The sequence below is a fragment of the Bradyrhizobium sp. ARR65 genome, assembly GCF_000472385.1.
Taxonomy (GTDB): domain Bacteria; phylum Pseudomonadota; class Alphaproteobacteria; order Rhizobiales; family Xanthobacteraceae; genus Bradyrhizobium.
The window spans coordinates 1-12048 of sequence record NZ_AWZU01000037.1; the positions used below are offsets into that span (position 1 = coordinate 1).

The 12048-nt window shown below is 63.2% G+C and carries 9 protein-coding genes; 2 read left to right on the top strand and 7 right to left on the bottom strand.

Annotated elements, in window-relative coordinates; genetic code table 11:
• From F758_RS0130540 to F758_RS0130555, 4 genes are all read right to left on the bottom strand, one after another.
• On the bottom strand, window positions 1-275 hold a 275-nt coding region (locus F758_RS0130540; RefSeq protein ID WP_024511466.1), incomplete at its 3' end, for a TRAP transporter small permease.
• Between the two features lie 126 nt (window positions 276-401).
• On the bottom strand, window positions 402-1403 hold the full coding sequence (locus F758_RS0130545; protein ID WP_157450212.1) for a TRAP transporter substrate-binding protein: 1002 nt from the start codon (window positions 1401-1403) through the stop codon (window positions 402-404).
• Between the two features lie 99 nt (window positions 1404-1502).
• On the bottom strand, window positions 1503-3206 hold the full coding sequence (locus F758_RS0130550) for an IlvD/Edd family dehydratase (RefSeq protein ID WP_024511468.1): 1704 nt from the start codon (window positions 3204-3206) through the stop codon (window positions 1503-1505).
• Window positions 3207-3356: 150 nt separating this feature from the next.
• Window positions 3357-4169: an NAD-dependent epimerase/dehydratase family protein gene (locus tag F758_RS0130555; protein WP_024511469.1), complete on the bottom strand. Its 813-nt coding sequence runs from the start codon at window positions 4167-4169 to the stop codon at window positions 3357-3359.
• 106 nt (window positions 4170-4275) lie between these two features.
• Between F758_RS0130555 and F758_RS0130560 the strand changes: the two genes are divergently transcribed.
• Window positions 4276-5262, top strand: coding sequence for an SMP-30/gluconolactonase/LRE family protein (locus F758_RS0130560; RefSeq protein WP_024511470.1), 987 nt, complete (start codon window positions 4276-4278; stop codon window positions 5260-5262).
• A gap of 57 nt (window positions 5263-5319) precedes the next feature.
• Here F758_RS0130560 and F758_RS0130565 read toward each other — a convergent pair whose 3' ends face one another.
• Window positions 5320-6750 carry an aldehyde dehydrogenase family protein gene (locus F758_RS0130565; RefSeq protein WP_024511471.1) on the bottom strand — a complete coding sequence of 477 codons (1431 nt, stop codon included), beginning with the start codon at window positions 6748-6750 and terminating at the stop codon, window positions 5320-5322.
• Window positions 6751-7073: 323 nt separating this feature from the next.
• Window positions 7074-9440: a thiamine pyrophosphate-binding protein gene (locus F758_RS0130570; protein ID WP_024511472.1), complete on the bottom strand. Its 2367-nt coding sequence runs from the start codon at window positions 9438-9440 to the stop codon at window positions 7074-7076.
• 137 nt (window positions 9441-9577) lie between these two features.
• On the opposite strand from F758_RS0130570, the gene F758_RS0130575 reads away from it, so the two are divergent.
• On the top strand, window positions 9578-10039 hold the full coding sequence (locus F758_RS0130575; RefSeq protein ID WP_024511473.1) for an Lrp/AsnC family transcriptional regulator: 462 nt from the start codon (window positions 9578-9580) through the stop codon (window positions 10037-10039).
• 743 nt (window positions 10040-10782) lie between these two features.
• On the opposite strand, the gene F758_RS0130580 is transcribed toward F758_RS0130575, so the two are convergent.
• Window positions 10783-11955 carry a fumarylacetoacetate hydrolase family protein gene (locus tag F758_RS0130580; protein ID WP_024511474.1) on the bottom strand — a complete coding sequence of 391 codons (1173 nt, stop codon included), beginning with the start codon at window positions 11953-11955 and terminating at the stop codon, window positions 10783-10785.
• Between the last annotated feature and the right edge of the window lie 93 nt (window positions 11956-12048).

The window sequence follows — 12048 nt, forward strand, 5'->3', positions numbered from 1 at the left end:
GCCTCGGAAATCGCGGTGAGGTAGAGATGATCGTTGCGTCGCGTGGCCACCGCGGCGCCGATGAAGATCGCGTAAATGAAAAGCGTCGAGGTGACTTCCTGCAGCCACAGCCAGGGATGGCCGCTCGTTCGCGTGATGATGTCGGCGGTGACCGACAGCGAAAAGCCGAAGCAGAGCACGCCGCACAGGATCATCAGCACCAGTTCGAGCCGGTCCAGCGCCCGCCATTTCAAATGACGCTGCCGCTGCAACACCAGTTTGTCGGCGATGGACATTCGCTAAGCGCTCCCCCACCGCATCCGCTTGCGTCATGGCCGGGCTTGTCCCGGCCNTCCACGCATTCGTGCTCGGGTGAAGTTACGTGGATGCCCGGGACAAGCCCGGGCATGATGACCTCCGTGTCAATTGATCGACCGGATCAGGTCCTTGATCTTCTCCGCATGCGGCCCGAGATCGTGCGCGAGCTTGTCGAGATAGGGATCGGCGATCTTCCGGAAGCCGCCCTTGTCGACGTCCTTGACGATCTTGACGCCCATCTTCTCGAGCTTGGCCCCTGCCGCATGTTCCAGCTCGAAGCCGCGCTTGGGCTCTTGCGTGCTGACATCGCGCGCCGCCGTCATCACCCATTGCTTCTGCTCGGCCGACAAGCTCTGCCAGAGTTTGTCGCTGATCCAGAGGATCGCATTATTGGCTTCGTGCTCGGTGAGCGACAGCACTGGCGCGACTTCATAATGTCGATTGATGAGATAGACATTCTCGCCGTTCTCGGCGAAATCCACGACGCCGGTCTGCAGCGAGGTGTAGACGCTGCCGAAAGGCATGTGCACCGTCTGCGCGCCATAGGCCGGGAACATAGTGTCCTCGGTGGCCGTCGCTTGCACGCGGACCTTGTAGCCCTTGAGATCCTGCACCTTGTGCACCTCCCTCCTGCCGTAGACGTAACGGAAGCCCTGGGTGCCTAGCCCGATCGCGTGAATGCCCTGCACGGTCTGGTCAATCATATCGCGGATCGCGGCAAACACTTTTTCGTCCCCGAGTGCCTTGACGATGTGGTCCTCGTCGCGAAACAGGAAGTGCAGCGACATCACGCCGGCCTGGGGCGAGATGGTTGAGGTGTTGGCGGAGGAGACGATTGCGAAATCAATGTCGCCGGACTTGACAAGCTGCAGGATCTGCGGCTCCTGCCCGAGCTGCGCGCCGGGATACTGGTCGACCAGCATGGCGCCCTTGCTCAACTCCTTGAGCTTTGCGGAGAAGATGTCGTAGGCGATGCTGTAGCCGGAATTGAGCTGCTGATCGTGGGCGAAGCGGTAATGCTTCACATCCTGCGCATTTGCACACGCAGCAAAGCACACCGCCGCGAGCGCGATCAGCCCACGGACGAATTTGGCCGCAATAGCCATCGTTCCCTCCCCGGTTTTGATTTTTCGGGATCATCCCATCGCGTTTGCCGGATTGTCAATTGACCATCCGGAATCCCCCGGAGAGGGAAGCGCCGCCAGCTATTTTCCGCTGCGCCGCATGAAATCGAAGTCACAGCCCTCGTCAGCCTGCAGGATCGTTTCATTGAACAGGTGCGCATAGCCGCGCCTGGCCCAGTCCGGCGTCGCCGGCGGCTTGAGCGCCGCTCGGCGCCGTTCCAACTCCGCAGGCTCGACCAACAGATCGATGCTGCGCCCCGCGACATCGAGCCGGATCATGTCGCCGGTCCTCACGAGCGCCAGCGGGCCGCCGACAGCAGCTTCCGGTGTAATATGCAGCACAATGGTGCCGAAGGCGGTGCCGCTCATGCGTGCATCCGAAATGCGCACCATATCCTTCACCCCACCGCGCGCGAGCTTTTTCGGGATCGGCAGATAGCCTGCTTCCGGCATGCCCGGCGCTCCCTTCGGCCCGGCATTGCGCAGCACCAGTATGTCATCGGCGCTCACGTCGAGATCGGGGTCGTCGACACGCAGCGTCATGTCCTCGACGGATTCAAACACCACCGCGCGCCCGGTATGCTGCAGCAGTTTCGGCGTCGCGGCGGCATGCTTGATCACCGCCCCGCGCGGCGCAAGATTGCCGTGCAGGACGGCGAGCCCGCCTTCCAGCTTGATCGGATCGTCACGTCCGCGAATCGCATCCTGCCCGGGGACCTCTTCCGCTGCGGCGACCACGTCGCGCAGCGTCCCGCCCGCGATCGTCTTCGCATCGAGGTCGATCAGGCTGCCGAGCTGCTTCATCAGCTTCGGCACGCCGCCGGCATGGTGGAAATGCTCCATGTAATGCTCGCCGGACGGCTTGAGATCGACCAGCACCGGCACCTCGCGGCCGATCCTGTCGAAGGCGTCGAGATCGATGCGATGCGGCGTGCGGTTGGCGATCGCGGTCAGATGGATGAGCCCGTTGGTCGAGCCGCCGATCGCCTGCAGCACGACTTGCGCATTGCGGAACGAGGCTTCGGTGAGGATTTCGCTCGGCCGCGGCCCTTTGGCCGCCGCCATCGCGGCTGCGACCTTGCCGCTGGCCTCGGCCAGACGAAAACGCTCGGCATGGGGTGCGGGGATGGTCGCGCTCATCGGCAGCGACAGGCCGAGCGCCTCGGTAATGCAGGCCATGGTGGAGGCCGTGCCCATCACCATGCAGGTACCGACGGACGGCGCGAGGCGCCCGTTCACCGCCTCGATCTCCTGGCCGTCGATCTCGCCGGCGCGGTATTTCGCCCACAACCTGCGGCAATCGGTGCAAGCGCCCAACACCTCGCCCTTGTGATGCCCGACCACCATGGGACCGACCGGGATCACCACGCTCGGCAGATCGGCAGAGACCGCGGCCATGATCTGCGCCGGCAGCGTCTTGTCGCAGCCGCCGATCACGATCACGGCATCCATCGGCTGCGCCCGGATCATCTCTTCGGTATCCATCGCCATCAGGTTGCGCAGATACATCGAGGTCGGATGCGCAAAGCTTTCCGCGATCGAGATGGTCGGGAACACGAAGGGCATGGCGCCCGAGAGCATCACCCCGCGCTTGGCGGCTTCGATGATGTCAGGCACATTGCCGTGACAGGGATTATAGTCGCTATATGTGTTGGTGATGCCGACGATCGGGCGATCCAGCGCGTCGTCGGAATAGCCCATGGCCTTGATGAAGGCCTTGCGCAGGAACAGCGAGAATCCGGCATCGCCATAGCTGGTCAGTCCCTTGCGCAATCCGTCGGTCATATTCGTCTTTCCTTGTTCACCGTCATTCCGGGGCGTTGGCGAATGCGAGCGAAACCCGGAATCTCGAGATTCCGGGTTCGCGCCTGTTGGCGCGCCCCGGAATGACAACCTGGGTTAGCGGTCCTGCAGCGACGTAAACAACTGATCATTTCAATCGAAGATCCGGCTCATGTCGCCGGAAAACTCCATGCCGCAGAACGCCCCGCCCTGATAAAAGTCGCCGACCGGGTCGGGCGGCAGTTTTGCCTGTTCGGCAAACGCGTGCGCGGCGAAATCCTCCGCGCGCCCCGTGGGTCGATAGCCGAGATCGTAGGCGCGGTGATTGTCCCACCAGGAGCGCTCGTTGTGCGAGGCGCCGTACAGGATCTCGAAGTGGATGTCGGCATGTTCGAGCCCAATCCGGCAGAGCTGCACCAGATCCTCGGGCTTGAGCCAGATCGACAGGCGCCGGTGGTCGATCGGCTTGTGGCCGAAATTGCCGATGCGGATGCAGGTCACCTTGATCCCGTGCTTGTCGGCATAGAGGGCGCCGACCGCCTCGCCGAAGGCCTTGCTTACCCCATAACGACTATCGGGCCGCGTGGTCACGTCAGTGCCGATGCGGTGATAACGCGGATAGAAGCCGACCGCGTGATTGGATGAGGCGAACACCACGCGCTTGACGCCCTTTTTGCGGGCGGCTTCGAAGAGGTTGTAGCAGCCGATGATGTTGGACTGCAGGATGGTGTCCCAGGGCCCCTCCACGGAATAGCCGCCGAAGTGCAGGATGCCGTCGATGCCTTCGCAGATCGCCTCGACTTGCGCGGGATCGGATAGCTCCGCCGCCTTGAATGTCTCGTTGGGAGAGAGATCCGCGGGCTTCTTGATGTCACTGAGCACAAGGTCTGGATAGATCGGCGGCAACAGCTTGCGCAGTGACGTGCCGATTCCCCCCGCCGCGCCGGTCATCAAAATACGTGGCATTTCTTCCCTCGCCTTCCCTCATTGTTGACGGCGACCGATTTGCGGTCGCCCGCCGACGATGATAGCAAACTCAACGATCGAGGAAACGCAACAATGAGAATTGCAAATGTCCGATGCAACGTCCCATGCCGAAGCTTCTCCTCATGGACAAGGCTGGCGGCCGGCAAGCTATTATCCCGACCCCGCCATCCATGCGCTCGACCCCCGGTTCGAAAAATACTGGCTGAAATTGTCGGCCGTCGAACGGCTGGCCACCGGCTTGCGCTGGGCCGAGGGCCCGGTCTGGTTCGGCGACGGCCGCTATCTGTTGTGCAGCGACATTCCCAACCAGCGCATCATCAAATGGGAGGAGGAGACCGGCGCCGTCAGCATTTTCCGCAAACCCTCCAACTTCGCCAACGGCAATACCCGAGACCGCCAGGGGCGGCTGATCACCTGCGAGCATGGCGGCCGCCGCGTCGTGCGTACCGAATATGACGGTTCCATCACCGTGCTGATGGACTCTTTTGATGGCAAGCGGCTGAACTCGCCGAATGACGTCGTGGTGAAGTCCGACGGCTCGATCTGGTTCACCGACCCCATCTTCGGCCTGCTCGGCAACTACGAGGGCTACAAGGCGGAGCAGGAGATCGATGCCAACGTCTACCGCATCGACGGGGAGACCGGCAAAGCCTCGATCGTCGCGGAAGGCGTGCTCGGACCCAACGGGCTCTGCTTCTCGCCTGATGAAAGAATCCTCTACGTCGTGGAATCCCGCGGCGTGCCGAACCGCAAGATTCTCTCTTACGACGTCTCGCCTTCCGGCGACAGGCTCAGCAACAAGCGCGTGCTGATCGATGCCGGCCCGGGCACGCCCGACGGCATGCGCTGCGATGTCGACGGCAATCTCTGGTGCGGCTGGGGCATGGGCACGGCGGAGCTCGACGGCGTCATGGTGTTCGCGCCCGACGGCGCGCCGATCGGCCGCATCGCACTCCCCGAACGCTGCGCCAATGTCTGTTTCGGCGGCTTGAAGCGCAACCGCCTGTTCATGGCCGCGAGCCAATCGATCTACGCGCTCTATGTGAACACGCAAGGCGCGCTTGGGGGATGATTTCGTCTTTCCGGGGCGCTCGCGTTAGCGAGCGAACCCGGAATGACTTCACTCCGCTTACACCGCGTTGTAACCCGCAACCGCCTTCACCTCGAGATATTCCTCGAGGCCGTACTTGCCCCATTCGCGGCCGTTGCCGGACTGCTTGTAGCCGCCGAAGGGCGCGGTGCGGTCGTTGGGTGAGCCCTGCAGGTTGACGTTGCCGGCGCGGATCTGCCGAGCGACCTTGCGAGCATGCTCGACCGTGCCGGCCGAGACGTAGCCGGCAAGGCCGTACGGCGTGTCGTTGGCGATGCGCACCGCGTCGGCTTCGTCCTTGGCGCCGATGATCGTGAGCACCGGCCCAAAGATCTCCTCACGCGCAATCGTCATCTCGTTGGTGACGTCGGCGAAGATGGTCGGCCGCACATAGAAGCCCTTGTTCACGCCCTCCGGCAGACCCGGACCGCCCGCGACCAGGGTTGCGCCCTCGTCGATGCCCTTCTTGATCAAGGCCTGGATCTTGTCCCACTGCGTGCGGTTCACCACCGGACCGATGGTGGTGCCTTCGCCGCGGGGATCGCCGGCCTTGGTCTTGTCCGCCACCGCCTTGGCGATCGCGGCCACTTCCTTCATCTTCGACAGCGGCACGATCATGCGCGACGGCGCGTTGCAGGACTGCCCGGAATTGTTGAACATGTGCGCGACGCCGCCGGTCACCGCCTTGGTGAAGTCGGCATCCTCCAGGATGATGTTCGGCGACTTCCCGCCGAGCTCCTGGCTGACGCGCTTCACGGTCGGCGCGGCGCGCTTGGCCACATCGATGCCGGCGCGGGTCGAGCCGGTGAACGAAATCATATCGATGTCAGGGTGTTCGCTCATGGCGGCGCCGACCTCGGGGCCGAGGCCGTTGACCAGGTTGAAGACGCCCTTCGGCACGCCGGCTTCATGCAGGATCTCGGCGAAGATCAACGCGCAGGTCGGCGTGAACTCGGAGGGCTTTAAGATCATGGTGCAGCCCGCGGCGAGCGCAGGGGCGACCTTGCAGGCGATCTGGTTCATCGGCCAGTTCCAGGGCGTGATCATGCCGACCACGCCGACCGGCTCGCGCAGCACCACGGCGGTGCCGACCGGCTCCTCGAAGTGATAGTTCTTCAGTACCTCGAGAGTGGAGACGAAATGGCCGAGCCCAGCGCCGGCCTGCAGCCGCTCCGCCATCGGCAATGGGGCGCCCATCTCGTCCGAAATGGCGGCGCCGATCTCTTTCGCGCGCCCCTTGTAGATTTCGATGATCTTGGAGAGCAGCGCGACGCGCTCTTCCTTGCTTGTCTGCGAATAGGTCTCGAACGCGCGTTTTGCCGCGGCCACCGCCTTGTCGACATCGGCCTTCGAGCCCAGCGCAACCTCATACATCGCCTCTTCGGTGGCCGGGCTGACGACGGGCGTGGACTTCTTGACGACCGGATCGACCCAGGCGCCATCGATATAGAATTGCAGACGGTTGACCATCGAAAACCTCGTGATTTCAGTGCGAACGGATGGGAAGCTAAAGCGTTCGGCAACTATCCTTGCACGAAAGCCAGACCAGTTGAACCCGCCATATGCGGACGCCTGCGATGCGGCAGGTGCTGGATATAAGAGCGGGAGCATGATGGTGGCAAGATCACCGTCGTCCCGGACAAGTGAGCGAAGCGCGAGCCGGGACCCATACCGCGAAATTTCTCCATATCATTCGGTATCATTCGCGGCCGATGCCGCATTCCAACAACTTCTCCCTGCGGTTATGGCCCCCGGCGTTCGCGGCGGCGACATTGATGTTCTTTCCACTCCCATCACACCGCCATTTTGCGGTGCATCACGGGCGCGCCGGCGGTGAGGCTTTCCGCCGCATCGATGATAGCGTTGGCATCGATGCCGTAGGCCCGGTAAAGCTCATCGATCGAGCCGGTCTGGCCGAAATGCTCCACGCCGAGCGCCTCGACACGGTGGCCGCGGACGCTGCCGAGCCAGCCGAGCGCGGCCGGATGGCCGTCGATCACGGTGACGATGCCGCAATCGCGCGGCAGCGGCGCGAGCAGCTTTTCGATATGGCTCAAATGCTGCACGCCGCGGCGGTCACGTCGCAAATTCCGCGCGGCGGCCCACCCCGAATGCAGACGGTCGACCGAGGTGATCGCGAGCAGCCCGACGTCGCGGCGGCTCTCGCCGATGAAGCCGGTCGCCTCGATCGCCTCAGGCGCGACCGCGCCGGTATAGGCGACCACGACCTCGGCGTTGGGACCGGGCTTGCGCAACCAATAAGCGCCCTCGGTGATGGCCTCCCGCAGTTCGGGAGCCAAGAGCCGCTGCGGCTGTTCGATCGTGCGCGTCGACAGCCGCAAGTAGACCGAGCCGCCCTCGCCGCCTTCGCGCTGCATATATTTGAACCCCCAGGCCATGATCGCGGCGAGCTCATCGACAAAGGCCGGCTCGAACGAGGCAAGCCCGTCCTGCGCCATGCCGATCAAGGGCGTTGCGATCGACTGATGCGCACCGCCTTCCGGCGCGAGCGTGATGCCCGACGGCGTCGCCGCCAGCAGGAAGCGCGCATCCTGGTAACAGGCATAGTTCAGCGCATCGAGGCCGCGCTCGATAAACGGATCATAGAGCGTGCCGACCGGCAGCAGCCGCTCGCCATTGATCTGGTGCGACAGCCCAAGCGCCGACAACAGGATGAACAGGTTCATCTCGGCAATGCCGAGCTCGATGTGCTGACCCTTTGGCGAGGCGTCCCAATTATAGGTCGACGGAATCTTTTCGCTGCGGAAGGTGTCGGCCTTCTCCGCGCGCGCGAACAGGCCACGACGGTTGACCCAGGCACCGAGATTGGTCGACACGGTCACGTCGGGTGAGGCCGTGACGATGCGCGCGGCGAGCGCACTGTCATCGCGCGCGATCTCGTTGAGCACGAGGCCGAAGCCCTGTTGGGTCGACATCTGCGCGGCAGGCTTGAACGCAAGCTCGCGCGGCACCTCGATCGCGGGCGCGCTGAGGCGACGCTGGCTGTCGCGGTTGAACGGCACATCTTGCAGGAATGCCTCCAGCACGGACGGATCCTGCGCCAGGCCCTCGAACCTGTCCCACTCATGGCCGGGCCGGATGTTCTGGCTGCTGCGCCATTTCTCCATCTGCGCTACCGTCATCAGGCCTGCGTGATTATCCTTGTGGCCCTGGAACGGCAGGCCGATGCCCTTGATGGTGTAGGCGATGAAGCAGACCGGGCGATCGTGATCGATCGCCTCGAATGCCTCGATCATGCTCGCCATGTCGTGGCCGCCGAGATTGGACATCAGCGCGAGCAGCTCATCATCGCTGCGGCGATCGATCAGCGCTGACACGACGCCCTGATCACCGATCTCATCTTGAAGATGCTTGCGGAAGGCGGCGCCGCCCTGGAAGCAGAGCGCGGAATAGAGCGCGTTCGGGCAATTGTCGATCCAGCGCTTGAGCGCCTCGCCGCCGGGCTCGGCAAAGGCCCTCCGCATAAGGTTGCCGTATTTGACGATCACCACGTCCCAACCGAAATTGCGGAACATGGTCTCGAACTTTTCCCACAAGCCCTCGCGCACCACGGCGTCTAAGCTCTGGCGGTTGTAGTCGACCACCCACCAGGTGTTGCGCAGGCCGTGCTTCCACCCCTCGAGCAGCGCCTCGAAGATGTTGCCTTCGTCCATCTCGGCATCACCGACCAGCGCGATCATGCGCCCTTCGCGGCGATCCTTCATCCAGCCATGCGCCTTGACGTAATCCTGCACCAGCGAAGCGAACAGCGTCTGCGCGACGCCGAGCCCCACCGAGCCGGTGGAGAAATCGACATCGTCGGTGTCCTTGGTGCGCGACGGATAGGACTGCGCGCCCTTGAAGCCGCGAAAATTCTCCAGCTTGTCGCGGGTCTGGCGTCCGAACAGATATTGAATGGCGTGAAAGATCGGACTCGCATGCGGCTTCACTGCGACACGGTCCTCAGGTCGCAGCACCGAGAAATAGAGCGCCGACATGATGGTGGCGAGCGAGGCGGACGAGGCCTGATGCCCGCCGACCTTTAAGCCATCCTTGTTGGGGCGGATGTGATTGGCGTGATGAATGGTCCAGGACGACAGCCACAGCACCTTGCGGGCCAGCGCCGACAATGTTTCCAGACGTGCGGGTTCGATGGCCATGGCGTCGCCTCCGGGACTCGAGTGATAGCGCCATGTTAGTCCTGGGACGGGCAGGAAAATTCTCAATTTTTCGCGCATGGGCCGGTCTAATTAGTATAACTTCCCAACCAGGCCCACATTTGATCGAGTTTATCCCAATGCCTGCCCTCGACGCCATCGACCGAAAAATCCTCTCGCTTCTGCAAACCGACGGCCGCATGACCATGCAGGAGCTGGCCGACAAGGTCGGGCTTTCCGTCTCGCCCTGTCACCGTCGAGTGAAGCTCTTGGAAGAGCGCGGCGTGATCACCCGCTACATCGCAACCGTCGACCAGAAATCGGTCGGCCTCCATGTCTCTGTCTTCATCTCCATCAAGCTTGCGCGCCAGAAGGAGGAGGATCTCTTGCGCTTCGAACGCGCGATCTCGAAATGGGATGAGATCCTCGAATGTTACCTGATGACCGGCAACCGCGACTATCTGTTGCGCGTGGTCGCCGCCGACCTGTCCTCCTACGAAGCGTTCCTGAAGAACAAGCTGACGCGTCTCGACGGCATCGCCTCGATCGAGTCGAGCTTTGCATTGAGCCAGGTGAAGTATTCCATCGCGCTGCCGGTGTGATGCTCACCGTCGTCCCCAGTTCGATTTTAGCCAGCTCCGCCGTCATCCGGGGCGCCTCGAGGAGGCGAACCCGGAATCTCGAGATTCTCAGGGTGCGCAATTGCGCACCATAGTTCGATGCTGCGCATCGCCCCGGAATGACGGTGCAAGACATGTCTCGCATTCTCGCGGCGCTGTTCGCACCCGAGCTTTGCATCTCTTTGACCCTCCGGGAGTACAGAGGGCGCAGGAAAGGCCGGGTGGCCGCTTGCACCCGGGGCCTCCGCGCAAAAGAATTTGCGCGAAGCGCGTTGACCACAGGTAAGGCGGAATCACACCGGCCTTCCCTGCGCGATGGTTTACGGCTTACTTCGTACTCTCCCCGGTGAACCAGCTTGTTGCCACCGTCGCCGGCGCGAGCATTAAGCATCGTCGCCAACTTGGCGCCTGCATGGGCGCGCCAGGACCACACGACTTCGCCGTCCGCNANAAGTGCTGCTCGTCCATCAACACCANCACGTCCACCGCACCCTGCCCCACGTTTCGTGACGATCGGCCGTAACGCCCCTCTTGCCGGGACACGATGCGCGAGACGATGGCGGTGATTTGCCCGACGGTGCAAGCCGACGGCCTGCGGCAGATTAACGCGACGGGCAAAATCACTCTGTTTGGTCGGGACGCCGGGTGCCCTCCAGATAAAGACCCGTCATGCGCGGGCTCGACCCGCCGTTCGCAGCCCCGCAGAACTCTGCCTGAGCCGGCTGTCAAAGAAGCTTTCGCTCCGCCAAATTCTTCATCAACGCCCCGACGCCAAACGTCCACGGCTCGCATTCGTCGCTGGGGCGCATGCGGTTGACGAGCTTGCCGAGCTGCGGCGCGGCGATGGTAACGATGTCGTCGCGCTTGTGGGTAAAGCCCTGCCCCGGTGCATCGCGGTCCTTCACAGGCGCGAACATCGTGCCGAGGAATAGCGCAAAGCCGTCGGGATATTGATGCACCGGCCCCACGGTCTGGGTCACGAGGTCGATGGGATCGCGGCTGATCTTGGCTATTGAGGAATGACCGTCGAGCACAAAGCCGTCCTGCCCGGTCACGGTCAGCCCCACGTCCATCCTGCGCACGTCGTCGAGCGAGAACGTCGCATCGAACAGACGCAAGAGAGGGCCGACGGCGCAGGAGGCGTTGTTGTCCTTGGCCTTGGACAGGAGCAGCGCAGAGCGGCCCTCGAAGTCGCGCAAATTGACGTCATTGCCGAGCGTCGCGCCGACGATCTGGCCGCGGCTCGAGACCGCGAGCACGACCTCCGGCTCCGGATTGTTCCAAGTCGATTTGGGATGCAGTCCGGCATCCATGCCGGTGCCGACGGAGGATAGCACGGGGGCCTTGGTGAAGACCTCCGCATCGGGACCGATGCCGACCTCCAGATACTGGCTCCAGGCGTTGTGCTCGATCAGCGCTTCCTTCAGCCGCATCGCTTCCGCAGATCCCGGCTTGAGCTTTGAAAGATCGTCGCCGACCAGCCGCACGACTTCCTTGCGGATAGCCTCGGCGGAGGCTGGGTTGCCGCGCGCCCGCTCCTCGATAACCCGTTCCAGCATCGAGATGGCAAAGGTCACGCCGGCGGCCTTCAAGACCTGCAGATCGACCGGCGCGAGCAGCCAGGGTTTTTGCCGGTCGCGGCGGTCGGGCGGCGTATTGGCCAGCAGCTCATGGAACTGCCCGATGCGCTCGCCCTTAACGCCGCGCAGCGCCTGCGCCGGATCTTCTTCATCGCACAGCGCGCTCACGGTCGGAAATCGCGCAGTGACGTCGAACACGCCCTCGTCGCGAACCGCCACCACGGCTGGACCGCCGACCCGCGGCAACCAAATGCGCCCGACGAGTGTACCGCGGGTGCCGTCCTCAGGCAGGACGTCTTTTTGTGTGAGTGTTATCATGGACCGATTTCCTCCAATGCTCTTGTTATAGCGGGAAGGATGGGTTGAACCAACCGGTCGCGAACGCGCGCCGATGACGGGCTCCGCGAAACC

Bases quoted from the DNA above. Each gene is read 5' to 3' on its own strand.
- F758_RS0130545 (WP_157450212.1), bottom strand. From the start codon at position 1,403: ATGGCTATTGCGGCCAAATTCGTCCGTGGGCTGATCGCGCTCGCGGCG.
- F758_RS0130550 (WP_024511468.1), bottom strand. From the start codon at position 3,206: ATGACCGACGGATTGCGCAAGGGACTGACCAGCTATGGCGATGCCGGA.
- F758_RS0130555 (WP_024511469.1), bottom strand. From the start codon at position 4,169: ATGCCACGTATTTTGATGACCGGCGCGGCGGGGGGAATCGGCACGTCA.
- F758_RS0130560 (WP_024511470.1), top strand. From the start codon at position 4,276: ATGTCCGATGCAACGTCCCATGCCGAAGCTTCTCCTCATGGACAAGGC.
- F758_RS0130565 (WP_024511471.1), bottom strand. From the start codon at position 6,750: ATGGTCAACCGTCTGCAATTCTATATCGATGGCGCCTGGGTCGATCCG.
- F758_RS0130570 (WP_024511472.1), bottom strand. From the start codon at position 9,440: ATGGCCATCGAACCCGCACGTCTGGAAACATTGTCGGCGCTGGCCCGC.
- F758_RS0130575 (WP_024511473.1), top strand. From the start codon at position 9,578: ATGCCTGCCCTCGACGCCATCGACCGAAAAATCCTCTCGCTTCTGCAA.
- F758_RS0130580 (WP_024511474.1), bottom strand. From the start codon at position 11,955: ATGATAACACTCACACAAAAAGACGTCCTGCCTGAGGACGGCACCCGC.